Below are 21699 nucleotides of genomic sequence, written 5' to 3'. Positions count from 1 at the left end.
AGCATCTCTGTCCCGTGTCATCCCTTCCGGGTACCTCCGGAGGGAGTGACGCGGGGCAGTGCTCGTGCCAGCCAGATGCCGCCGGCCACGCTGATCGCGCCGGTCGCGGCGCCCGCCACGGCCACCGGCGCGACCAGGGTGATGGCGGTGACGATCAGCGGGGCCGCCAGCCGGCCGGCCCCCAGCATGGTGTTCCACCACGCCAGGTACCGGGTGCGCCCGTGCACCGGGGAGACGTCGATCCCGAGCGTCATCACGATCCCCGAGCCCAGGCCGTTGCCCAGTCCGATCAGCAGGCTGGGCACCAGCAGGGCCACCAGGGCGAGGGACTCGCCGCGGTCCGCGAGCACGGTCGACAGCAGCGCCAGCAGCAGGAAGCCGGCGCCCATCAGCACCGCGCACGGCACCGCGACGGCCGCGCGCCCGAAGCGGTCCATGAGGGTCCCGGCGGGGATCACCAGCAGGATCTCGAAGGCGGCGCTGACGCCGAACACGATCGAGATCCACACCGGGTCCAGCCCCAGGGAGTCGCCCAGCAGCGGCACGATCACCGGCCGGTTCACCCGGGCCATCATCACCGGCGCGATGCCCACGCCGACCATCACCATCCGCCCCAGCACGGCGCGATCCAGTCGGCTCCGGGCCGCGGTGCGCGGCAGCCGCTGCGCCCGGACCCCGGACCGGACCGGGGCGGGGCGCCGCTCCCCCGGCGGCAGGAAGACGGCGATCATCACGGTGGCCGCGGCGGCGGTCACCGCGAACAGCAGGAACACGCCCGCCATCGAGCCGAGCAGCATCACCACCGCGCCCAGCAGCGGGCCGATGATCTCGCCCAGCCGGATCACCCCGCCGAACAGGGTCATCCCCCGCGCCCTCATCGTCGGCGGCAGGGCGGTGCCCAGGTAGGCCTGCCGGCCCAGCTGCCACACCTGCGTGCTCGCCGCCATCACCAGCAGCAGCACCACCAGCAGCAGCCGGTGCACGAGATCTCCGCCGCCGCCGAGGGCGGGGCCAGCAGGGCGTACGCGGCGAGGTTCGCGAGCACCAGCAGGCAGCCGGTGAGCACCAGCGAGAGCCGGGCCCCCAGGCGGGAGATCATCCGCCCGGCCGGGATCGGTCCCAGGAACGAGGTGAGCCCGAAGATCGTGGACAGCGCCGCGGCCTGCGGGACGCTGAAGCCCAGATCGCGGGCGAGCAGGGGGATCACCGGCATCAGGGCGGCGAGACCGGCGAACTCCAGCAGGCTCGGGGCGTAGACCGACGGGGTCAGCGACCTCAGCACCTGGGCCGTGGTGCGCGGCCCCCGGGACGGGGAGCCCGGCGCGTCGGTGGTCACCGGCGCAGTCTGTCACCGGGCGGCGGGAGCGGGCAACGAGCGCCGACCCCCGGACGCCGGGCCGCTGGGGCCTGCGCCGCCCGCGGTTCCGGGCTCAGCCGCCCAGGATCATCCGCGCGGTCTCGAGCTCGCCGCGGCGCGCGGTCTGCTCGTCCACGCCGGCCGCGATGGCCTGCGCCGCCCACCGCACCGACCAGGCGCCGACATAGGCGGCGCCCTCGGCGCTGTGCAGCCATTCCGGGGTCGGCGCGGGGGCCGGCTCCAGGCAGGTCGCGCGCCAGCCGTCGGTCAGCGCGGCGAGCGCGAGCAGGGCGATCTCCCAGCGCACCGCGATCCCGCCGGGCCCCACCCGGGTGAAGGTCTCCCGGTCGACCAGGGCGGCGTGCCGCAGGCGCAGCGAGGTGGAGCCGTCGTCCTCCGGGTCCAGCCGCAGCTGCAGCGGGTCCTCGCCACCGTCCTGCTGCCAGGTGAGGGTGATCTGGTGGGGCTCCTCGATCCGCAGGATCCTGCCCTCCGCACCGCGCAGGGCCTGGAAGCGCCCGCCCTCGCGCAGCTCGCCGGTGACCGGCCCGAACCAGCGGGCGAGCTCCTGCGGGCGGGTCAGCAGCGGCCACAGCTGGGCCGGGGCGAGCGCGATGTTGGTGGTGAGGGTGAGGACGGCGCGCACCCGGGGGCGCTGCTCCTGGACCTGCTCGTCGATCTCGAGTTCGCGTCGCACCGCATCGACCACGGGCAGCGACTCCGTGACAGTCATCTTCTCCTCGAAGGGGTCGGAACCGCTCCGCACCGGCGCGCACGCGCGGGGACGGACCCTCGCAGGGTAGCCGACCCCCGCCTCCCGCGCCACGGTGCGGCCCGCGCTGCCGCGCCGGGGGGACCCGTAGCATGGCGGCGTGACTGACGCAGCGCGCTTCCGACCGGCCGACTTCACGGCGCACCTCTTCGACCTCGACGGCGTCGTGACCCCGACCGCCCAGGTGCACATGCACGCCTGGGAGCGGATGTTCAGCGAGTTCCTGACCTCCCGGGGGGTGCGGGAGCCCTACACCGACGAGGACTACTTCACCCACGTCGACGGGCGCCCCCGCTACGACGGGGTGCGCGCCGTCCTCGCCGCGCGCGGGATCCTGCTGCCCGAGGGCGACCCCTCCGATCCCGGCGAGCAGCCGGTCGGGGCGGAGACGGTCAGCGGGCTGGGCAACCGCAAGAACGCCCTGGTGCTCTCCCTGCTCCGCGCCGAGGGGGTCAGCCCCTACCCGGGCACCGTCGCCTACCTCGACTCCCTGCCCGCCGGGGCCCGGCTCGCGATCGTCTCCTCCTCCCGCAACGCCCGCGAGGTGCTGGAGGGCGCCGGTCTGCTGGACCGCTTCGAGCACATCGTCGACGGCAACGTGGCCGCCCACGAGGACCTGCCCGGCAAGCCCGCCCCCGACACCTTCGTGCACGCCGCGACGCTGCTCGGGGTGACGCCGGCCCGGGCGGTGGTCTACGAGGACGCCGTCTCCGGGGTCCGGGCCGGGGCCGCCGGCGGCTTCGGCGCCGTGATCGGGGTGGATCGGGGCGCCGGGCCCGACGAGCTGGCCGCCGCCGGCGCCACCCTGGTCGTCCAGGACCTCGAGGAGATCGCGTGACCCGCCTGCGCACGGTGCCCGCGGACCCCGTCGACCGCACCCACCTGCCCGTCGACGAGTGGCGCCTGGTCGAGTCGCGCCCGAACGGCGACCTGGGCCTGATGGAGACCCTGTTCGCGACCGCCAACGGCTACCTGGGGATGCGCAGCACCCCCGAGGAGGGACGCGACGCCGAGAGCTACGGCACCTTCCTCAACGGCTTCCACGAGACCTGGCACATCAACCACGCCGAGTCGGCCTACGGCTTCGCGCGCGTCGGTCAGACCATGGTCACCGTCCCGGACTCCTCGGTGCTGAAGCTCTACGTCGACGACGAGCCGCTGCTGCTGTCGATCGCGGACCTCGAGGAGTACGAGCGCTGGATCGACTTCCGCGAGGGGGTGCTGCACCGGAGGCTGATCTGGCGCACCCCGGCCGGGAAGCGGGTGCGGGTGACCACCTCGCGGATGGTCTCCTTCCCCCAGCGGCACCTCGCGCTGATGACGCTGCAGGTGGAGATGCTCGAGGGCTCCGCCCCGGTCGCGATCTCCTCCCAGATCATCAACCGCCAGGACTTCCAGGACGACTTCGGCAAGGGCCTGGACGGCGTGCCGATCACCGACAAGGCCGATCCCCGTCGGACCACCGACTTCCGCCACCGGGTGCTGGAGCCGCTGCAGGACTGGCACAGCGACCGGCGCATGCTGCTGGGCTACCGGGTGGCCCAGTCGGGGATGACCATGGCGGTCGGCGCCGATCACCAGATCGAGTCCGACGCCGCGGTCGAGCAGCTGGTGGACACCTCCCCCGATCTCGGCCGCCAGGTGATCCGCGCCCACCTCGACGAGGGCAGCTCGCTGACGGTCCGCAAGGCCGTCTCCTACCACTCCTCCCGCTCGGTGCCCCATCGGGAGCTGTTCGACCGCTGCCGTCGCACCCTGGACCGGGTGCGCGACGAGGGCTTCGAGAAGCAGTTCACCGACCAGCGCGACTACCTCACCGGCTTCTGGGGGCGCTCGGACGTGGAGCTGCCCGGCAGGCCCGTCGAGCAGCAGGCCACCCGCTGGTGCCTGTTCCAGCTCGCGCAGGCCGCCGCCCGCTCCGACCAGTGGGGCATCCCCGCCAAGGGCGTCACCGGCTCCGGGTACGAGGGGCACTACTTCTGGGACACCGAGATCTACGTGGTCCCGTTCCTGACCTTCACCGAGCCGATCTGGGCGCGCAACGCCCTGCGGTTCCGCACCAACATGCTGCCCAAGGCGCGCGAGCGGGCCCGGGAGCTGAACCAGCGTGGCGCGCTGTTCCCCTGGCGCACGATCAACGGGGACGAGGCCTCCGCCTACTACGCCGCCGGCACCGCGCAGTACCACATCGACGCGGACGTCGCCTATGCCTTCGCGCAGTACGTCGACGTCACCGGGGATGTCGACTTCCAGCACCGCGACGGCGTGCAGGTCTTCGTCGAGACCGCCCGGATGTGGGCGGACCTCGGGTTCTGGCGGCTCACGGCCGACGGGGACGCGAGCTTCCACATCAACGGGGTGACCGGCCCGGACGAGTACACCACGGTGGTGAACAACAACATGTTCACCAACGTCATGGCCCGCTTCAACCTGCGTCGGGCGGCCCGGGCGGTGCGCGAGCTGCGGGCTCGCGACGAGGCGGCCTACACGGTCCTGGCCGCGGAGCTGCAGCTCGACGAGCTCGAGCTCGAGCAGTGGGAGGCCTGCGCCGACGGCATGTTCATCCCCAAGGACGAGGCCCTCGGCATCCATCTGCAGGAGGACCGCTTCCTGGAGCGGGAGATCTGGGACCTCTCCTCCACCCCGGCCGCGGCGTTCCCGCTGCTGCTGAACTACCACCCGCTGGTGATCTACCGCTTCCAGGTGCTCAAGCAGGCCGATGTGGTGCTGGCCCTGTTCCTGCGCGGCAGCGAGTTCAGCGCCGAGGAGAAGCGGGCGGACTTCGAGTACTACGACCCGATCACCACCGGGGACTCCTCGCTCTCGGCGGTCGTCCAGTCGATCATGGCCGCCGAGGTCGGCCACCAGCAGGCGGCGCTGGACTACTTCCGCGCCGGACTGTTCGTGGACCTCGGGAACCTGCACCACAACACCGCCGACGGCGTGCACATCGCCTCCGCCGGCGGTGTGTGGAACGCGCTGGTGCACGGCTTCGGGGGCATGCGCCATGACGAGGGCCGGCTCTCCTTCGACCCCCGGCTGCCCGCCGAGTGGCCCGAGCTGCGCTTCCCGTTGACCCTGCGCGGCTCCCGCTTCCGGGTGCGCCTGCTGCGCGAGGAGATCAGCTTCACCCTCGAGACGGGATCCGAGATCGAGGTGACCGTCCGCGGTCGGACGGTCACGGTCACCGCCGCGGGCACCACGGTGGCGCTCGCGGACCAGGGACCGATCCTCGACGACGCGGTGCTGGCCAGGCCCGTCGGCCTCGGCGACCAGCGCGCGGACGGCTCGATCATGACCTCGTTCGTCCCCAAGGACCCCGACGACCCCTGGGAGTACGCGGTGCCCGACGATCCGGACGACATCATCGAGGAGAGCTGACCGGCCCGCCGCGGCGTCCGGCCCGGACGCATCCGGTGCACTAGGCTCCAGCCGCGCCCGCTCGGGCGCCCGAACCCCCAGCCCGGAGCAGCAGCACGGTGACCTCATCCCGCCCCCGTCGGCCCAGACCGGTGGTCGAGCTGTCTCGACCCCGGCTGAGCGTCCTGCACGTCCTGAACCGGGTGCGGATGCGGCTGCTGGACATCCAGGTCTGGGACGTGGCGGGGACCATGACGTTCTACCTGCTGCTGTCGATCTTCCCGGGCGCGGTCGCCGTGGTCTCGATGATGTCGCTGATCGGCATCGAACGGGAGACCCTCTCGGCGCTGTCGGGCATGATCACCGAGATCTTCCCGAGCCTGGACCCGCGCCCCTTCCTCACCGCCATCCAGGCGGTGTCCTCCACGAGCGGCGGCCTGCTGGGACTGCTGCTGGGGACCCTCGGCGCCCTGCTGTCCGCCTCGAACGGAGTGGCCGCCTTCCACCGTGCCCTGCACCGGGTCTACGACACCCGCGAGGGCCGGCCCTTCCTCTGGTTCCGGACCATCGTCTTCGGCGAGACGGTGCTGGTCGTGGCGGTGGTGCTGCTCGCGATCGGCATGATCATCGTCGGCGGCGAGGCGTCCCAGCGGATCGGCGACCTGATCGGCATCCCCCGCATCGCCTTCGCCACCTGGAACCTGGTGAAGTGGCCCCTGCTGCTGCTCATCCTGATCATCGGGGTCTCGCTGGCCTACTACCTGTTCCCCAACGTGCGCCTGCCCCGCTACCGCCTGATGACCCTGGGCTCGACCCTGAGCGTGCTGGTGCTGTTCGGCTCGGCGCTGATCGCGGGACAGCTCATGGTCTACGCGACGCGCTTCGCGGAGGTGCTCACCGTCCTCAACGGCCTGATCGCGATCCTGCTGCTGATGTGGCTGGCCAACATCACGGTGGTCGCGGGCGCCGCCCTGGACGCGGAGTTCCTGCGCGCCCGCCAGATCGCCACCGGGCTCGACGCCTGGCAGCACATCGCCCTGGAGCCGCATGCGACCCACACCCTCGACTTCCTGGCCGCCGACGCCCGCACCGCCGAGGAGCTGGGCCGCGCGGTGGCCGAGGCGGCGCGCACCGGCGAGCCGCTGCGCCGCGCACGGGATGCGTGGATCGTGGACTCCCGCAGCCCGCTCGCGGTGAACCCGCCGACCCGTCATCGGGTCACCAGCCGTCCGGATCCCACCGCGGAGCCCGACCCGCGCGAGTCCCCCGCCGACCCCCAAGACCACCCCGGCGCCGCCGAACCCGCCGAACCCGCCGATCCCGCCGATCCCCCCAGCACAGGAGCCTCGTCCGCATGACCGTCCGCCCCATCACCATCGTCGGCCACCGCGCCCTCGCGCAGCGCACCCGCCGCGTCCGCGAGGTCACCGCCGAGCTCCGCACCCTGGTCGCGGACATGTTCGAGACCATGGACGCCGCCGACGGGGTGGGGCTCGCCGCCCCGCAGGTCGGCTCCCGCTGGCGCCTGTTCGTCTACTCCTGCCCCGACGCGAGCGGCACCGAGCACCGCGGGGTGGTCATCAACCCCTCCCTGGAGCGCTTCGGCGGGATCGAGCTCGACGAGGAGACCCTCGAGGGCTGCCTCTCGGTGCCCGGGGAGGGCTTCCCCACCGCCCGCCACCGCGGCGCCCGGGTCACCGGCACCGACCTGGACGGCGGGGCGGTCCGTCTCGAGGACGAGGGCGGCATCCTGGCCCGCGCCCTCCAGCACGAGGTGGACCACCTCGAGGGATCCCTGTACCTGGACCGCCTCTCCCCCGCCCGGCGGCGCGAGGCGCTGGACGCGGTGACCGCTCGCGGCTGGCGGGCGGACGGCGTGCTGTCCTGGGATCCCCGCGAGGTCGAGGCGGCCGACGTCTGAGACCTCGCGGCGTCTGAGCGATCACACCTGCCCGGGGAGGCGGGCCGCAGCGGTGCCCCGCTGGCTATCCTGGGGTGATGGAACGCCCGTGCCTCTCCCGTCGTCGTGCCCTCCTGCTCCCCGCCGCCACCGCGGCCGGTCTCGGCGCCCTGGCCGCCTGCGCGCCCGAGGACGAGGGATACGGGACCGCGGCCCCGCTGCGGGCCGAGGACGGGACGATCCCGCTCGACTCGGTCCCCGAGAACGCGAGCACCCTGGTCAACTTCGGCGGCCAGCAGCCGTTCGTGCTGCTGGTGCGCGGCGCCGGCGAGGAGCTGACCGGCTACTCCGGCTACTGCACCCACAACGGCTGCGCGCTGCGCCAGGAGGAGACCGAGCTCGACTGCCCCTGCCACGGCTCCCGCTTCGATGCCGGCACCGGCGAGGTCCTGGTCGGTCCCGCCACCCGGCACCTGCCCGAGGTGCCGGTGGTGGTCGAGGACGGCCTCGTCCGCCGCGACGTCTGAGCCCCATGCACCCCGACACCCCCGCGGCGGCCCCGCAGCCCTCCACCGACGACTCCGAGCGCGAGAGCGCCGCGGACCCGGCCGAGGAGAAGAGCCGCCGCGACGTGGTCTCCTTCGTCCGCCGCGGCGAACGGCTCACCCCGAGCCGGCAGAGCGCCTGGGACCGGCTGGCGGCGACCTACGTGCTGGACCCGCCCCGCGGCGAGCGCGACACCCTGCCCGGACCGGAGGCCCGGCTCGACCTCGAGAGGACCTTCGGGCGGCGGGCCGAGCTGGTGGTCGAGGTGGGCAGCGGACTGGGCGAGAACATCGTCGCGGCCGCCGTCGCGCACCCCGAGCGGGACCACCTGGGGGTGGAGGTGTACCGCCCCGGGCTCGCCCAGACCCTCAACCGCATCGACCGCGCCGAGCGGCCGCGGAACCTGCGCCTGCTGCCGCTGGACGCCCAGCGCGCCCTGCCGGCGATGCTGCCGGCGGGCTCCGTCTCCGAGCTCTGGGTGTACTTCGCCGATCCGTGGCCCAAGGCCCGCCACCACAAGCGGCGCCTGATCAACCCCCCGTTCCTGGACACCGTGCTGCCGTTGCTGGCGGACGGGGCCGCGTTCCGCCTGGCCACCGACTGGGCGCAGTACGCCCATCACATGCGGCGGCTGCTCGATGCGCGGCCCGAGCTCGCGCTGCTGCACCCCACCGGCCCCCGCCCCCTGGGCGAGAGCTCGGACCGGCTGCCGGAGGGACTGGCGCGGACCGGCTGGGCGCCCCGTTACGAAGGTCGTGTGAAGACCAGCTTCGAGAACAAGGGACGCCAGGCCGGACGCCTAATATGGGACCTGGCATACATCCGGGTGCCACGGCATCCGGCACCGTCCCCGCACGACGCCCCGGGGACTCCACCAGTCCGGCGAGCCTGAACAGCCCCGGACGGCACCCCCGGAGAGAGAGCCCGTATGAACGCGCCCGATGACGTCGAGCTCCCCAGCGACTGGGAGGACGACTCCCAGCCGCATCCCGATCGCCGCCGCGGTCGGCGCGCCGCACTGATCGCCCTGGGGCTGGTCGCGGCCCTGCTGCTGGGTGTCGGCCTGGTGATCGGCAACTACCTGGGCGGTCTGAACCAGTCCTACCAGAAGCGCACGGTCGTGGACATCACCCGCGGAGCCTCGGACGGGGAGCGACCCGAACGGATCGACGGCAGCGGACGCAACTTCCTGCTGCTGGGCTCGGACAAGCGCTCCGAGGAGGACGCCGCCTCCGAGGGCGTCTCCGGGCAGCGCTCGGACGTCATGATGCTGGTGCACGTGGCCGACGACGACAGCAGCGTCTACATCACCTCCTTCCCGCGCGACCTCTACGTCGAGATCCCCGGCCACGGGAAGGGCCGCATCAACGCCGCCCTCGCCTACGGCGGGGTGGGACTGGCGGTGACCACCGTCGAGAACTACGTCGGGGTGCCGATCGACCATGTCGCGCTCATCGACTTCGACGGCATCGAGCAGCTGGTGGACACCCTCGGCGGGATCGACGTGCAGGTCCCGATGACCTTCGAGGCCGACGGGCACCAGTTCACCGAGGGCGTGCAGTCCATGGACGGGGCCGAGGCGCTGACCTTCGTCCGCCAGCGCAAGCAGTTCTCCGACGGCGACTTCCAGCGCAACCGCAATCAGCAGGCGGTGCTCAAGGGCATCGCGACGAAGCTGATCAGCGCCGAGACCCTCAGCGATCCCGGCAAGCTCGCCCAGACCGTCGCGTCGATCTCCCCGTTCCTGACCACCGATGACGGGCTCGGCGCCACCACCATGGTCGAGCTGGGACTGTCCCTGCGCTCGGTGCGCAGCGACGACCTGTTCTTCCTCTCGGTCCCCCACGCCGGCCCGTACATGACCAGCGGCGGTGCCAGCGTGGTGGGCACCGACGAGGAGGCGATGGACGTGTTCCGTGAGGCCCTGCGCACGGACGACATGGGCACCTACTACGCTCAGCACGCCGGCACCTACTGACCCTCGCCGCCGCCGGCACCACCCTCACCCCGCCCACCCTCAGGAGGAATCCGTGGCCAATCCCCTCGTGACCATCGCCGTCCCGATCGCCGGGATCGTCGCCTCCCAGCTCGGCACCCGGGCCGCGGCCGCCGGCTGGGGCGCCGTCTTCGGCGAGGACGCCCCCACCACGAAGGCCCAGAAGGCCTCGAAGAAGGACGTCGCCCGGCGCCGCAAGCAGGGGAAGAAGCAGGGGCTGTCCTCCGCCGAGATCACCGCCCTCCACGATCCCCAGGAGGATCAGCCGCTGTGGAAGATCCTGCTGTGGGCCACGGTCTCCGGGGTGGTCCTGCAGGGGCTGCGGGAGGCGGCCCGGCGCGGCACGAAGACCGGCGTGGAGCGCCTGACCACCCGTCGGCCGCGGCCCAACCGCGGCTGAGACGGGTCACCGCTCCCGGCCCCCGGAGGCGTCCGCCGTCTCCCCCGGCCACCACGACGCGAGGGCGTCCCGCAGCGTTCTGCGGGACGCCCTCGCGGTCTCGGTGGTGCGGACCGCTCAGAACTCGGTGACCTCGGCGGTGCCGGGGACGGTGTCCAGGGAGTCGCCGGTGACCAGGAAGCCGACGCGGCGCACGAGGGAGACGGCATGGTCGCCGATCCGCTCGTAGAAGCGGATCAGCAGGGTGAGGTCGATGACCTGGCCGTGGGTGTAGACCGCGGCGTCGCTGCGGGAGATCTCGCGGGAGATCTCGAGCATCAGGTCGTCGAGCTCGTCGTCCTCCTCCTCGACCCGCGCGGCGAGGGCGAGATCGCGGCTCTCGATGACCTGCGCCGCGTCCTTGACGGCGGCGAGGCCGAGCTCGGACATCCGGGCGATCTGCGCGCGGTGCTGCTCCGGGACGGCGAGCTGAGGATGGGAGCGTCGGGCCACCAGGGCCACATGCGCCGCCAGGTCGCCCATGCGCTCGAGCGAGGAGCTCATGCGCAGCGAGGCGACCAGCAGCCGCAGATCGGTGGCGACCGGGGACTGCCGCGCCAGCAGCTCGATCGCCTTGGTGTCCAGCTCGACCTGACGGGCGTCGAGATGGGGATCGGCGGCGACCACGCGCTCGGCCAGGGCGAGATCGCCCTCGAGCAGCGCTCGGGTCGCATCCTCGAGGGCCGTCCCGACCATCTCGGCCATGTCGACCAGATCGTCGACCAGATGCCGAAGATCGCTCTGGTAGGCCTCGCGCATGGGGGTACTCCTCAGTCCGGGAAAAGGGCGTCGCCACCGATCCTCGCAGGACCCGGTGAACGGACGGCGCGGATCGGTGAACTCGAAGCGTAGCCCTCATGAACTCCTGACCCCGGGGCGGGCCCCCGGCCGGGCACCCGCGAACAGGGGCCTAGGCTGTGAACGTGCCCCTGTCTGCCCTTCTCGTGCTCGCCGGCGCGATCGGTCTGGTGATCGGAGTCGCCGCGACGCTGGCGCTCGTCCGCTCGGAGCAGCGCCGCCGCGCCGCGCCGACCGCGCCCGAGCAGGTGGTGCCGGATGCGACGGCCGAGGTGCTGGCGATCCTCTCCTCGGCCTACGTCGTGCTCGATGCGAGCGGTGACGTGCTGCGCGCCTCGCCGCTGGCCTACTCCTACGGGATCGTGCGCGCCGCCGAGGGCGACTACCCGCGACTGGCCAGCGCCGAGCTGATGGACCTGGCGGCCGACGTCGGCCGCAACGGCGGCTTCCGCGACGAGCGGCTGACCCTGCGCCGTTCCAGCCAGGGCGACTCGGACGCCGTGATCGACGTGCGGATCGGCGCGCTCGGGGAGCACGGGGCGCTGCTGCTGGCCGACGACCTGACGCGGGCGGTGCGGGTCGAGGAGACCCGGCGCGACTTCGTGGCCAACGTGTCCCATGAGCTGAAGACCCCCGTCGGTGCGATCACGCTGCTGGCCGAGACGATGGAGGACGCCGCCGAGGACCCGGACGCCGTGCGCCGCTTCGCGGGCCGCATGCAGACCGAGAGCCGGCGGCTGTCCCATCTGGTCCAGGAGATCATCGAGCTCTCCCGGGTGCAGGGCGCCTCGGCCCTGCCCGATGCGGAGCCGGTCGAGATCGACGAGGTGGTCGCCGAGGCCGTCGGCCTGAACCGGAACTTCGCCCTCGGCTCGAAGATCGAGGTGGCCGTCGGCGGCACCGACGGGCTGCGGGTCTTCGGCTCCGCCGCGATGCTCACCACGGCGCTGTCGAACCTCATCTCCAATGCCATCACCTACTCCGATCCGATGACCAGGATCGGCGTCGCGGTGCGCCGCGACGGCGGGATGGTCGAGATCTCGGTGACCGACCAGGGCATCGGGCTGAGCAAGGAGCACCTGGAGCGGGTCTTCGAGCGCTTCTTCCGGGTGGACCGCGCGCGCTCCCGGGCCACCGGCGGCTCGGGGTTGGGCCTGGCCATCGTCAAGCACATCGCAACCGACCACGGCGGCGAGGTCACCGCCTGGTCGATGCCGGGACAGGGCTCCACCTTCACCCTGCGCCTGCCGGAGATGGGCCGCACCGAGACCATCACCGTGGGCGCCCGCCCGGTCGAGGCCTCCGCCCATCCGCGCTCCCCGGAGACGGGACCGCGCGCCGAGGCGGGCGCCGACGTCCCCTCGAGCGCACCCGGGGACGGACCCACCGGCACCACCGGGCCCTCCCGGGCCGGCCGGCCCGCGGGCCCCCACCGCGATCCATCCACCATGACCTCCGACCGCAGGTCGGGAAAGGTAAATTGACATGACGCGCATCCTGATCGTGGAGGACGAGGAGTCCTTCTCGGATCCCCTGTCGTACTCGCTGCGGAAGGAGGGCTACGAGGTCGCGGTCGCCGACAACGGCACCGACGGGGTGCGGATCTTCACCACCCACGGCGCCGACCTGGTGCTGCTGGACCTGATGCTGCCCGGCCTGAGCGGCACCGAGGTGTGCCGTGAGATCCGGCGCACCTCGAGCGTGCCGGTCATCATGCTCACCGCCAAGGACGACGAGTTCGACAAGGTGCTCGGCCTCGAGCTGGGCGCCGACGACTACGTCACCAAGCCCTACTCCTCCCGGGAGCTGCTGGCCCGGATCAAGGCCGTGCTGCGCCGCGGCCAGGACTCGGCGGACGCCGCGGAGCAGACCACCCTCCGGGCCGGGAACATCACCATGGACGTCGAGCGTCACGTGGTGCAGGTGCACGGCCACGACGTCGCCCTGCCCCTGAAGGAGTTCGAGCTGCTGGAGATGCTGCTGCGGAACGTGGACCGGGTGCTCACCCGCGGTCAGCTGATCGACCGGGTCTGGGGCGCCGACTACGTGGGCGACACCAAGACCCTCGACGTCCACGTCAAGCGGCTGCGCGCCAAGATCGAGGACGATCCCCGCAGCCCCGTGCACCTGGTGACCGTCCGCGGCCTCGGGTACAAGTTCGAGTCCGGCAGCTGAGCCGCACCTCGCGCCGCCTCCGGGACGACGAGCGCCCCCGCAGCCGGGCTGCGAGGGCGCTCTCGTGCGTGGTGGGTCAGCCGGCGGTGGGAGCCTCGGTCTGGTAGTGGCTGAGGTTGTCCTCGAAGGTGGGCAGCGAGATCGTGGTGGACTCGCCGCCGACGGAGACGCTCAGCTCCAGCACCGAGCCGGGCAGGACTCCGTCCGCGGTGACCGGCACCGTCTGCTGGGAGTCCTCGCCGGGTCCGAGCCGGACGGTGCCGCGAGAGGGGACCTCGACCGTGGCGGAGAAGACCGCGGATCCCTCGGAGAGGCCCTCGAGCTCGACGGTGATGTCCTCCGCGGAATGGTTCACGACCGTCGCGGAGAACGTGGCCGTGCCGTCCTCGCCGAAGACCAGCACCGCGTTGCGCACGCCCGCCTGGGCCGCGCCGTCCAGCTCGACGACGGCGTTGGTGCCGTCGGCCGCCTGGTAGAACTCGTGGGTCTGCACCGGACTGAGATACGTGCAGCCGGTGGCCGCGAGCGCGAGGCCCAGGGCTGCGGCGGAGAGCACGAGACGGCGGGGACGGCGCACGGAGGACTCCTCTTCGGTGCCGCCCAAGGCGGCGGGGACGATCGGGGACAGCTCTGACAGATTACCCCACGGCGGGCGTCGCCCCGGGCCATGCGCCGGCCGGGGTGACCGGGTCGCCGCCGCCCGATGCCCTCGGCCCCGCCGCCCCTCGCAGCCCTGCGGACCGCGCCTGACCTGCGATTCCGGAGCGGAACCGCGCATTTTACCACGGGGGCTCAATGCTAGACTGGCACGCGGAAAGGGGACCCACCACATGAACTTTGCCGTCGGCGAGACCGTCGTCTACCCGCACCATGGTGCAGCGCTCATCGAAGAGGTCAAGACCCGCACCATCAAGGGTGAGGACCGCACCTACCTCAAGCTCAAGGTCGCCCAGGGCGATCTGACCATCGAGGTCCCCGCCGACAACGTCGACCTGGTCGGCGTCCGCGACGTGGTCGACAAGGAGGGCCTCGACGAGGTCTTCGAAGTGCTGCGTCAGCCGTACACCGAGGAGCCCACCAACTGGTCGCGCCGCTACAAGGCGAACGTCGAGAAGCTGGCCTCCGGGGACGTCAAGAAGGTGGCCGAGGTCGTGCGCGACCTGTGGCGCCGCGATCAGGATCGCGGGCTCTCCGCCGGTGAGAAGCGCATGCTGGCCAAGGCGCGCCAGATCCTGGTCTCCGAGCTGGCCCTCGCCGAGAAGACCGACGAGGCCAACGCCGAGACCATCCTCGACGAGGTCCTCGCCTCCTGAGCCGGCCCCGCTCCATGCCTCCCGCAGCGATCCGGGTCCCCGTGCGCCCGGTCGTCCTCGCCCTGGCCCCGCCGGCCCCGGGGATCTCCCGGGGCTCGGCCACGCCCTGCCTCGAGATGCTGGGCGGCTCGCGGCTCATCGAACGCCTGCTGGGCACCCTGGAGGGCCTCGGCCTGGCGACGCCGCTGGTGGTCACCGCGCACGGGTCCGCCGCCCGCCTGCGGGAGGTGCTCGGCCCGCGCCTGTCCGTGAAGGCGGTGGACGGGGATCGACGCTCCGCCCTGCGGGCCGCGCTGGCCGCCACCACCGAGGAGCGGCTGCTGCTGCACGACGCCGAGCGCGCCCTGACCCCGCCCGCGGTGATCTCCGAGGTGCTCTCGGCCCTCACCGCCGGCATCGACGCCGTGGTCCCGGTGGTGGGGGTGACGGACTCCGTCAAGGAGGTCCACCCCGGGGGGCTGCGGAACATCGACCGCTCCACCCTGGTCGCCCTGCAGAGCCCGCGCCTGCTGCGGCGCGAGCTCCTCGAGCGCTGCGTGAGCGCGCCGACGTCGGCCGCTGCGCCGGCGCCCGAGCGCCCGGAGCGCTTCGACGAGATCCTCACCGCGCTGGAGGCCGGGGCGCAGGTGGCCACGGTGCACGGCTCGCACTCGGGGTTCGCGGTGCTGGACCGGCTCAGCCTGTGGCAGGCGCAGATCTCGCTGGGCCTCGCCCGCGACACCTCGCACCGCCACGGCCTGGCCCGGCGCGCCTGAGCGGCTCCCGCAGCCCGGGCCCGGGCTCAGCCGCCGCGGCGGCTGCGCCAGACGGTCCGGAACTCCTCGACCATCCGCCGGGGCTTGGACAGCGTGCGCACCGGGAGGCTGGTGGCGAGCTCGGTGGGATCGCTGCGCAGGCGGCGGATGAGCCGGCCGGGCTTGCTGGAGATGCGCTGACGCAGATCCGGCAGGTAGTCCTCGGAGACGTCGAGACGGGTCACGGCACCGCAGCCGGCGCACTGGATCTCGGACACGAACCGGCCGGCGTAGACGACCACGTGCTCCGCCTCCTGATCGCAGGCGGTGCAGCGCAGGAAGCTCTCCTGGACGCTCATCGGCTCCTCCTCACCCGGACCTCAAACCTAGCGCGCTGACGATGTCCTGGGCCAGCAGCAGGTCCTGCGCATAGGTGATCTTGAAGTTGGTCTCCTCGCCCCGCACCCAGGTCACCGGGATGTCGGTGTACTCCTCGGCGCAGGAGGCGGTGTCGGTGCCCACGAACCCGTCGCGGGCCGCGTCCTCGTAGGCGTCCAGCAGGGTGGCGGCGTGGAAGCCCTGCGGGGTCTGCACGCGCACCAGGCGCTCCGGGCGGAGGGCGCCGCCGGCGGCCAGGGTGCCCTCCGGCCCCACCGGGGCGATCTCGAGCGCGGGCATCCCGGGGACCGCGCCGCCGGTCTCCCTCGCCGCGTGCAGCACCGCGGAGGCGAGGCCGTGGGAGACCAGCGGCCGCGCGGCATCGTGGATGAGCACGGTGTCCACGGCGCCGCTGTCGATGCGGTCGGCGAGGTGGCGCAGCGCGAGCAGTTCGGACTCCTGCCGGGTCTCACCGCCGGTGATGATCTCGAGCGGCGCGTCGGACTCGCGGGCGTCCACGAAGCGGGCGTGCTCGAGGTCCTCCGGGCGGACCACGAAGACGAGGATGCCGACCCCCTCCACGGAGGCGAGGGTGTTCAGGCCCCAGCTGGCGATGCTGCGCCCGGCCAGGGGCAGGAACGCCTTGTTGATCCCGGCGCCGACCCGGGTCCCGGAGCCACCGGCGAGCACGACCCCGGCGGCTCGCCCGTGCCGGCGGGGATTCCGGTGGCGTCGGGAGTGGTTCACGCTGGCATCGTAGACGGCCGGGACCTTCTCGTGGTCCGTCCAGGGCGGGCGTGACAGAATCGACCTTCGCCGGTGCCGGTCCGTCCGCGGCCTCGCGGAACGACCCTCCCACCGTCCTCGTCCCCCAGCTCAGGAGATCGAATGCTCACCATCGCCATCGTGTGCGGCGCGGGGATCGCCACCTCTGCGCTCATCGCGGAGCAGGTGCGCGATCACATCGCCTCCCGCAGCCGTCCGACCCTCGTCGCCCAGGCCACGGTGATGGACCTGCTGTCCCCGGACTTCCACGCCGATCTCGTCGTCAGCACCGTCGACCTGCCGCCCGCGCTGGGCATCCCCCGGATCTCCGGGATGCCGCTGCTGCTGGGGACCAATCCCCAGGTGACCTATGACGACATCGACCGCGAGCTCGCCCGGCTCGACGCCCAGCGCGGCGACGCGGAGCCGGGCGCGGACGGGCAGGCCGGACAGCGATGACCGCACGGCCCCACGCTCCGCTGCCCCGGGTGGGCACCGCCGTCGACGTGCACGCCTTCGCGCCCGAGGGCTCCGCCCGGGAGCTGTGGATCGCCGGGCTGCTCTGGCCGGGCGAACGCGGGCTGGACGGTCACTCCGATGCCGACGTCGCCTGCCACGCGGCCTGCGACGCGCTGTTCTCCGCGGCCGGGATCGGTGACCTCGGCACCCACTTCGGGGTGGACCGTCCGCAGTGGGCCGGAGCAGCGGGCACCCGGCTGCTGCGCGAGGCGGCCCGCCTGGTGCGCGCCGCCGGGTTCGAGCTGGGGAACATCTCGGTGCAGGTGATCGGCAATCGTCCGCGGCTCTCCGCCCGCCGCGAGGAGGCCGGCGCGGCGATGAGCGAGGCCGCCGGCGCGCCGGTCTCGGTCTCCGGCACCACCAGCGACGGGCTGGGACTGACCGGCCGCGGCGAGGGCGTCGCCGCGATCGCCACCGCCCTGCTGCTCCCCGCGGAGGAGGGATGACCATGGCGGATCCCGTCGCACTGCCCGTGCACGCCCCCGACGTCGAGGCCGCCGCCGCCCGACTGGCCCCGGTGCTGCGCCGCACCCCGCTGGATCTCAGCGAACGGCTCAGCGCCCTGGCGGGGGTGCCGGTGTGGCTGAAGCGCGAGGACCTGCAGTCCGTGCGCTCCTACAAGCTGCGCGGCGCCTATCTCTTCCTCGATTCCCTCGACCAGGCCTCCCGGGAGGCCGGAGTGGTCGCCGCGAGCGCGGGCAACCACGCCCAGGGCGTCGCCCAGGCCTGCCATGCCCTCGGCATCCGCGGCCGGATCTACGTGCCCGGCACCACGCCTCGCCAGAAGCGCGAGCGGATCACCGCGATCGGCGGCGAGCTGGTCGAGCTGGTGCTGACCGGTGACACCTTCGACGACGCCGCCGAGGCCGCCGCCGACGACGCCGAGCGCACCGGCGCCACCCCGGTCCCGCCCTTCGACCACCGGATCATCATGGCCGGTCAGGGCACCGTCGCCCTCGAGGCGGTGGATCAGCTGCGCACCGAGCACGGCCGCGAGCTGGGCACCATGGTGCTGCCGGTGGGCGGCGGCGGCCTGCTGGGCGGCTGCGGCGCCTGGCTGCGGGAGCGGCACCCCGCCGCCCGGATCGTCGGGGTCGAACCCGCCGGGGCGGTCTCCATGGCCGCCGCGGTGCGCGCGGGCCGACCGGTGACGCTGCACGACATGGACCGCTTCGTGGACGGCGCCGCCGTGCGCCGGGCCGGCGCGGAACCGCTGCGGATGGTGCAGGCCATCGGCCCGGAGCTGGTGGCCGTCGACGAGGGCGCCGTGTGCACCGAGATGCTCGAGCTCTACCAGGTCGACGGGATCATCGCCGAACCGGCGGGGGCACTGGCGGCGACCGCCGTGGCCACCGGGGCGATCGCGCACCTCGGCCGGGCGGGGCGGGGCGCGGCCGACCCGGACGAGGAGACCGGCGACATCGTCGTGGTCGTCTCCGGCGGCAACAACGACGTCTCGCGGTACAACGAGATCGTGGAGCGCTCCCTCGTCCATGAGGGCCTCAAGCATTACTTCCTGGTCACCTTCCCGCAGGAGCCGGGGGCGCTGCGTCGCTTCCTGGACCGCGTGCTGGGCCCGACCGACGACATCGTGCTGTTCGACTACATCAAGCGCAACAACCGCGAGGAGGGGCCCGCCCTGGTGGGGGTCGAGATCAGCGACCGTGCCGACCTCGAGCCGCTGATGGCGCGCATGGCCGCCTCCAACATGGAGATCGAGCGCATCGACCCCCACGACCCGATCTACCGCTACCTGACCTGAGCCGCGCGCCCGCGGGGCGCCGGGGAACGGGCAGCGGGGACTGGGCAGCGGCGACCCCAGGGTCGCGCGAGCGTGCCTCGGGGGGAGCTCAGGCCTCCGGGTAGGCGTCGGCGTCGGGAGTGATCGCGGCGCGCGCCGCGACCGCGGAGCGGACGATGTCGTCCAGGCCGTGCTCGGACTTCCAGCCCAGGGTCTGGGAGATGCGGTCCGCGGAGCAGATCAGCCGGGCGGGGTCGCCGGCGCGCCGCTCCCCCATCTCGGGGGTGATGTCGATGCCCTTGGCCCGGCCGATCGCCTCGATCACCTCGAGCACGCTGGATCCCTCGCCGGTGCCGACGTTGAAGACCCGGTGCGGGCGCTCCTCGCCGCGCAGGTAGTCGAGGGCCGCGATATGGGCGTGGGCGAGGTCGAGCACGTGCACGTAGTCGCGGATGCAGGTGCCGTCGGGGGTGTCGTAGTCGTCGCCGAAGACCACCGGCGCCTTGCCCTGCTCGAGGCGGTCCAGCACGATCGGCACCAGGTTCATCACCGCGGTGTCGGCGAGCTCCGGCCAGCCGGCGCCGGCGACGTTGAAGTAGCGCAGGGCGACGGTGCGCATGCCGTGGGCGCGCTCGGCGTCGGCCAGCATCCACTCGCCGACGTACTTGGTCGCGCCGTAGGGGTTGATGGGCTGCGGGACGAGGTCCTCGCGGACCAGGTCCACGTCGGGGACGCCGTAGACCGCGGCGGAGGAGGAGAACACCACGTCGCGCACCTCGGCGCTCGCGCAGGCGGAGAGCACGTTGGCGAGCCCGGCGATGTTGTCGTGCCAGTACATCTCGGGGTTCGCCACGGACTCGCCGACCTGCTTGTGCGCGGCGAAGTGGATCACCGAGTCGGCCCCGGTGGCGCGGAGCTGGAAGGCGAGCTTCTCGCGGGCCTCGGGGAGGGTGACGTCGAGCTCGATCAGCTCGGCGCCCTCCGTGCGCTCGCGCAGGCCCGTGGAGAGGTTGTCGACCACGACCACCTGCTGCCCCTGCTCGATGAGGAGTCGCACCACGTGCGATCCGATGTACCCGGCGCCACCGATCACGAGAGTCGTCATGGGAGGAACCCTACCGTCCCACGCCTCAGCTCCAGGAACTGGGGACCGGTCGGCCCTCGTTGTAGCCGGCCGCGCTCTGCAGCCCGATCACGGCGCGCTCGCGGAACTCCTCGGTGCTGGCGGCGCCCGCGTAGGTGAAGGAGGAGCGCACCCCGGCGGTGATCTCGTCGAGCAGGTCCTCCACCCCGCCGCGACCCTCGGCGAGGTACATGCGGGAGGTCGAGATGCCCTCCTCGAACAGTCCCTTGCGGGCGCGGGCGAAGGCGTCCTCATGAGCGGTGCGATGGGAGACGGCGCGCTTGGAGGCCATGCCGAAGGACTCCTTGAAGCGTCGGCCCTGCTCGTCGGTGCGCAGCTGCCCGGGCGACTCGAAGGTGCCGGCGAACCAGGAGCCGATCATCACGTTGGAGGCCCCGGCGGCGAGCGCGAGCGCGACGTCCCGGGGGTGGCGCACGCCGCCGTCGGCCCAGACGTTCCGGCCGAGTCGGCGCGCCTCGGTCGCGCACTCGAGGACGGCGGAGAACTGGGGGCGTCCCACCCCGGTCATCATGCGCGTGGTGCACATGGCGCCGGGGCCGACTCCGACCTTGACGATGTCGGCGCCCGCCTCGATGAGCTCGCGGGTGCCCTCGGCGGTGACGACGTTGCCGGCCGCCAGCCGCACCGCCGTGTGCTCGCGGGGGCCGAGCACCTCGCGCGCGATGCGCAGCGCCTCGACCATCTTGTCCTGGTGGCCGTGGGCGGTGTCGAGCACGATGACGTCCACGCCCGCGGTGACCAGGTCGCGCACCCGGGTGGCGACGTCGGCGTTGACGCCGACGGCGACCGCGATGCGCAGTCGGCCCGCGGCGTCCGTGGCCGGGCGGTAGATGGTCGAGCGCAGCACCCCGGTCGCGGTGAGCACGCCGCGCAGGGCTCCGTCGTCGTCGACCACGATCGCGGCGTCGTGATGGGTGGCGGCGATGCGGGCGTGCAGCTGGGCGGGCTCGACCTCGAGGTCGGCCGGATGCAGCACCGGGACGTCGGTGCTGAGCACGTCCCCGGCCTGGGAGAAGGAGTCGCGTCCGGCGATCTCCTCGGCGGAGACGGTGCCGAGCGGGCGGCGCTGCTCGTCGATGATCACGACGATCCCGTGCGGTCGCTTCGGCAGCAGGTCCGCGGCCTGACCGAGGGTGCCGGTGGGGCCGAGGGTCAGGGGGTGGTCCACCAGCAGGTCGCGCTGCTTGACGGAGCCCACGATCGAGTCGATCCGCTCCGGGGCGAGGTCCTGCGGCAGCACCGCCAGTCCGCCCCGCCGGGCCATCACCTCGGCCATCCGCCGTCCGCTGACCGCGGTCATGTTGGCGGCGATCAGCGGGATCGTGGTGCCGGTGCCGTCGTCGCTGCCCAGGTCCACGTCGAAGCGCGAGGTGATCGCGGACCGGTTCGGCAGGAAGAAGCAGTCGTCGTAGGTGAGATCGGTCGTCGGGGTGTGGAGCAGGCGCATGCGGCCAGGATACGGAGTCCCCGGTGCCGGACCTCCACGGGGTTCTCACAGCGCTGTGCACGACTATTCGTCGACGTGAACCTAGGATGTGACGCATGACGGACCCGTCCTCTGCCTCGCGGCGCAGACGCCGTCGGTCCGGCAGGCATCAGCAACCGGTCCGGCGCGCCGAATCGACCCCGCTGTCCCCCGAGGAGGCGCGCAGGAACCGCGCCGCCGCGTTCGGCGCCCCCAATCCCAAGCGCTCCTGGCCCGGGAGCGTCGCCTCCGCGGCCGGCAGCTCCGCGGGATCGGACCCCGCCGCGACCGACTCCG

General features: G+C 73.0%; 24 protein-coding genes. 15 read left to right on the top strand and 9 right to left on the bottom strand.

Annotated elements, in window-relative coordinates; all coding sequences use genetic code 11:
• Nucleotides 1-17: 17 nt before the first annotated feature.
• The 3 genes from ACOJUI_RS04465 to ACOJUI_RS04455 form a co-directional block, all read right to left on the bottom strand.
• The gene (locus ACOJUI_RS04465; protein WP_422116900.1) at nucleotides 18-983 is read right to left on the bottom strand and encodes an MFS transporter; all 966 of its coding nucleotides are present in this window, start codon (nucleotides 981-983) and stop codon (nucleotides 18-20) included.
• Complete coding sequence (locus ACOJUI_RS04460; protein WP_422116899.1) at nucleotides 947-1336, bottom strand: MFS transporter; 390 nt, start codon at nucleotides 1334-1336, stop codon at nucleotides 947-949. The genes ACOJUI_RS04465 and ACOJUI_RS04460 overlap by 37 nt, the downstream gene beginning before the upstream one ends.
• 94 nt (nucleotides 1337-1430) lie before the next feature.
• A complete protein-coding gene (locus ACOJUI_RS04455; protein WP_422116898.1) occupies nucleotides 1431-2090 on the bottom strand; it encodes an SRPBCC domain-containing protein in 660 nt (219 codons plus the stop codon).
• A gap of 139 nt (nucleotides 2091-2229) precedes the next feature.
• On the opposite strand from ACOJUI_RS04455, the gene ACOJUI_RS04450 reads away from it, so the two are divergent.
• The 8 genes from ACOJUI_RS04450 to ACOJUI_RS04415 all read left to right on the top strand — a co-directional run bounded on the left by ACOJUI_RS04450 (nucleotide 2230) and on the right by ACOJUI_RS04415 (nucleotide 10331).
• Nucleotides 2230-2967, top strand: coding sequence for an HAD family hydrolase (locus ACOJUI_RS04450; RefSeq protein ID WP_422116897.1), 738 nt, complete (start codon nucleotides 2230-2232; stop codon nucleotides 2965-2967).
• Nucleotides 2964-5510: a glycoside hydrolase family 65 protein gene (locus ACOJUI_RS04445; protein WP_422116896.1), complete on the top strand. Its 2547-nt coding sequence runs from the start codon at nucleotides 2964-2966 to the stop codon at nucleotides 5508-5510. The genes ACOJUI_RS04450 and ACOJUI_RS04445 overlap by 4 nt, the downstream gene beginning before the upstream one ends.
• 98 nt (nucleotides 5511-5608) lie before the next feature.
• A complete protein-coding gene (locus ACOJUI_RS04440; RefSeq protein ID WP_422116895.1) occupies nucleotides 5609-6847 on the top strand; it encodes a YhjD/YihY/BrkB family envelope integrity protein in 1239 nt (412 codons plus the stop codon).
• Nucleotides 6844-7410 (top strand): peptide deformylase, encoded by a 567-nt coding sequence (def, locus tag ACOJUI_RS04435; protein WP_422116894.1) that lies wholly within the window; start codon nucleotides 6844-6846, stop codon nucleotides 7408-7410. The genes ACOJUI_RS04440 and def overlap by 4 nt, the downstream gene beginning before the upstream one ends.
• 77 nt (nucleotides 7411-7487) lie before the next feature.
• Nucleotides 7488-7916 (top strand): ubiquinol-cytochrome c reductase iron-sulfur subunit, encoded by a 429-nt coding sequence (locus ACOJUI_RS04430; RefSeq protein ID WP_422116893.1) that lies wholly within the window; start codon nucleotides 7488-7490, stop codon nucleotides 7914-7916.
• Between the two features lie 5 nt (nucleotides 7917-7921).
• Nucleotides 7922-8827, top strand: coding sequence for a tRNA (guanosine(46)-N7)-methyltransferase TrmB (trmB, locus tag ACOJUI_RS04425; RefSeq protein WP_422116892.1), 906 nt, complete (start codon nucleotides 7922-7924; stop codon nucleotides 8825-8827).
• A gap of 36 nt (nucleotides 8828-8863) precedes the next feature.
• Nucleotides 8864-9913, top strand: a complete 1050-nt coding sequence (locus ACOJUI_RS04420) for an LCP family protein (RefSeq protein ID WP_422116891.1) — start codon at nucleotides 8864-8866, stop codon at nucleotides 9911-9913.
• A gap of 52 nt (nucleotides 9914-9965) precedes the next feature.
• Nucleotides 9966-10331 carry a DUF4235 domain-containing protein gene (locus tag ACOJUI_RS04415; RefSeq protein ID WP_422116890.1) on the top strand — a complete coding sequence of 122 codons (366 nt, stop codon included), beginning with the start codon at nucleotides 9966-9968 and terminating at the stop codon, nucleotides 10329-10331.
• Between the two features lie 117 nt (nucleotides 10332-10448).
• On the opposite strand, the gene phoU is transcribed toward ACOJUI_RS04415, so the two are convergent.
• Nucleotides 10449-11129: a phosphate signaling complex protein PhoU gene (phoU, locus tag ACOJUI_RS04410; RefSeq protein WP_422116889.1), complete on the bottom strand. Its 681-nt coding sequence runs from the start codon at nucleotides 11127-11129 to the stop codon at nucleotides 10449-10451.
• A 164-nt stretch (nucleotides 11130-11293) separates the two neighbouring features.
• Between phoU and ACOJUI_RS04405 the strand changes: the two genes are divergently transcribed.
• Together ACOJUI_RS04405 and ACOJUI_RS04400 are read left to right on the top strand one after the other, a co-directional pair.
• Nucleotides 11294-12652 carry a sensor histidine kinase gene (locus ACOJUI_RS04405; protein ID WP_422116888.1) on the top strand — a complete coding sequence of 453 codons (1359 nt, stop codon included), beginning with the start codon at nucleotides 11294-11296 and terminating at the stop codon, nucleotides 12650-12652.
• A gap of 1 nt (nucleotide 12653) precedes the next feature.
• Complete coding sequence (locus ACOJUI_RS04400) at nucleotides 12654-13343, top strand: response regulator (RefSeq protein ID WP_422116887.1); 690 nt, start codon at nucleotides 12654-12656, stop codon at nucleotides 13341-13343.
• Nucleotides 13344-13419: 76 nt separating this feature from the next.
• On the opposite strand, the gene ACOJUI_RS04395 is transcribed toward ACOJUI_RS04400, so the two are convergent.
• A complete protein-coding gene (locus tag ACOJUI_RS04395; protein WP_422116886.1) occupies nucleotides 13420-13920 on the bottom strand; it encodes a hypothetical protein in 501 nt (166 codons plus the stop codon).
• A 253-nt stretch (nucleotides 13921-14173) separates the two neighbouring features.
• Here ACOJUI_RS04395 and ACOJUI_RS04390 point away from each other — a divergent pair, with 253 nt between their 5' ends.
• A complete protein-coding gene (locus ACOJUI_RS04390) occupies nucleotides 14174-14656 on the top strand; it encodes a CarD family transcriptional regulator (RefSeq protein ID WP_422116885.1) in 483 nt (160 codons plus the stop codon).
• A gap of 41 nt (nucleotides 14657-14697) precedes the next feature.
• Complete coding sequence (locus tag ACOJUI_RS04385; protein ID WP_422116884.1) at nucleotides 14698-15411, top strand: 2-C-methyl-D-erythritol 4-phosphate cytidylyltransferase; 714 nt, start codon at nucleotides 14698-14700, stop codon at nucleotides 15409-15411.
• A gap of 26 nt (nucleotides 15412-15437) precedes the next feature.
• On the opposite strand, the gene ACOJUI_RS04380 is transcribed toward ACOJUI_RS04385, so the two are convergent.
• Together ACOJUI_RS04380 and ACOJUI_RS04375 are read right to left on the bottom strand one after the other, a co-directional pair.
• Nucleotides 15438-15749, bottom strand: a complete 312-nt coding sequence (locus tag ACOJUI_RS04380; RefSeq protein WP_422116883.1) for a hypothetical protein — start codon at nucleotides 15747-15749, stop codon at nucleotides 15438-15440.
• Between the two features lie 10 nt (nucleotides 15750-15759).
• On the bottom strand, nucleotides 15760-16515 hold the full coding sequence (locus ACOJUI_RS04375) for an IspD/TarI family cytidylyltransferase (protein ID WP_422116882.1): 756 nt from the start codon (nucleotides 16513-16515) through the stop codon (nucleotides 15760-15762).
• Between the two features lie 141 nt (nucleotides 16516-16656).
• Here ACOJUI_RS04375 and ACOJUI_RS04370 point away from each other — a divergent pair, with 141 nt between their 5' ends.
• From ACOJUI_RS04370 to ilvA, 3 genes are read left to right on the top strand one after another with little or no spacing between them, the layout of a single operon-like run.
• A complete protein-coding gene (locus ACOJUI_RS04370) occupies nucleotides 16657-16992 on the top strand; it encodes a PTS sugar transporter subunit IIB (protein WP_422116881.1) in 336 nt (111 codons plus the stop codon).
• Entirely contained in the window at nucleotides 16989-17498 is a 510-nt protein-coding gene (gene ispF, locus ACOJUI_RS04365) for a 2-C-methyl-D-erythritol 2,4-cyclodiphosphate synthase (protein ID WP_422116880.1), read from the top strand. The genes ACOJUI_RS04370 and ispF overlap by 4 nt, the downstream gene beginning before the upstream one ends.
• A gap of 2 nt (nucleotides 17499-17500) precedes the next feature.
• Nucleotides 17501-18814 (top strand): threonine ammonia-lyase IlvA, encoded by a 1314-nt coding sequence (gene ilvA / locus ACOJUI_RS04360; protein WP_422116879.1) that lies wholly within the window; start codon nucleotides 17501-17503, stop codon nucleotides 18812-18814.
• Nucleotides 18815-18902: 88 nt separating this feature from the next.
• On the opposite strand, the gene galE is transcribed toward ilvA, so the two are convergent.
• On the bottom strand, nucleotides 18903-19898 hold the full coding sequence (gene galE, locus ACOJUI_RS04355) for a UDP-glucose 4-epimerase GalE (RefSeq protein ID WP_422116878.1): 996 nt from the start codon (nucleotides 19896-19898) through the stop codon (nucleotides 18903-18905).
• 25 nt (nucleotides 19899-19923) lie between these two features.
• Nucleotides 19924-21384, bottom strand: a complete 1461-nt coding sequence (locus ACOJUI_RS04350; protein ID WP_422116877.1) for a GuaB1 family IMP dehydrogenase-related protein — start codon at nucleotides 21382-21384, stop codon at nucleotides 19924-19926.
• Nucleotides 21385-21699: the final 315 nt, after the last annotated feature.

This window comes from Brachybacterium sp. UNK5269, assembly GCF_049266655.1.
Classification (GTDB): Bacteria; Actinomycetota; Actinomycetes; order Actinomycetales; family Dermabacteraceae; genus Brachybacterium.
Note: the sequence above shows the minus strand (reverse complement) of the source record. Positions and strands in the feature narration are given on the sequence as shown.

Excerpts from the sequence above, each read along its gene's own strand:
- ACOJUI_RS04350 (WP_422116877.1), bottom strand. The coding sequence starts at position 21,384 with ATGCGCCTGCTCCACACCCCGACGACCGATCTCACCTACGACGACTGC.
- ACOJUI_RS04430 (WP_422116893.1), top strand. The coding sequence starts at position 7,488 with ATGGAACGCCCGTGCCTCTCCCGTCGTCGTGCCCTCCTGCTCCCCGCC.
- trmB (WP_422116892.1), top strand. The coding sequence starts at position 7,922 with ATGCACCCCGACACCCCCGCGGCGGCCCCGCAGCCCTCCACCGACGAC.
- ACOJUI_RS04390 (WP_422116885.1), top strand. The coding sequence starts at position 14,174 with ATGAACTTTGCCGTCGGCGAGACCGTCGTCTACCCGCACCATGGTGCA.
- ilvA (WP_422116879.1), top strand. The coding sequence starts at position 17,501 with ATGGCGGATCCCGTCGCACTGCCCGTGCACGCCCCCGACGTCGAGGCC.
- ispF (WP_422116880.1), top strand. The coding sequence starts at position 16,989 with ATGACCGCACGGCCCCACGCTCCGCTGCCCCGGGTGGGCACCGCCGTC.
- ACOJUI_RS04455 (WP_422116898.1), bottom strand. The coding sequence starts at position 2,090 with ATGACTGTCACGGAGTCGCTGCCCGTGGTCGATGCGGTGCGACGCGAA.
- ACOJUI_RS04420 (WP_422116891.1), top strand. The coding sequence starts at position 8,864 with ATGAACGCGCCCGATGACGTCGAGCTCCCCAGCGACTGGGAGGACGAC.
- ACOJUI_RS04400 (WP_422116887.1), top strand. The coding sequence starts at position 12,654 with ATGACGCGCATCCTGATCGTGGAGGACGAGGAGTCCTTCTCGGATCCC.
- ACOJUI_RS04380 (WP_422116883.1), bottom strand. The coding sequence starts at position 15,749 with ATGAGCGTCCAGGAGAGCTTCCTGCGCTGCACCGCCTGCGATCAGGAG.
- phoU (WP_422116889.1), bottom strand. The coding sequence starts at position 11,129 with ATGCGCGAGGCCTACCAGAGCGATCTTCGGCATCTGGTCGACGATCTG.
- galE (WP_422116878.1), bottom strand. The coding sequence starts at position 19,898 with ATGACGACTCTCGTGATCGGTGGCGCCGGGTACATCGGATCGCACGTG.
- ACOJUI_RS04370 (WP_422116881.1), top strand. The coding sequence starts at position 16,657 with ATGCTCACCATCGCCATCGTGTGCGGCGCGGGGATCGCCACCTCTGCG.
- def (WP_422116894.1), top strand. The coding sequence starts at position 6,844 with ATGACCGTCCGCCCCATCACCATCGTCGGCCACCGCGCCCTCGCGCAG.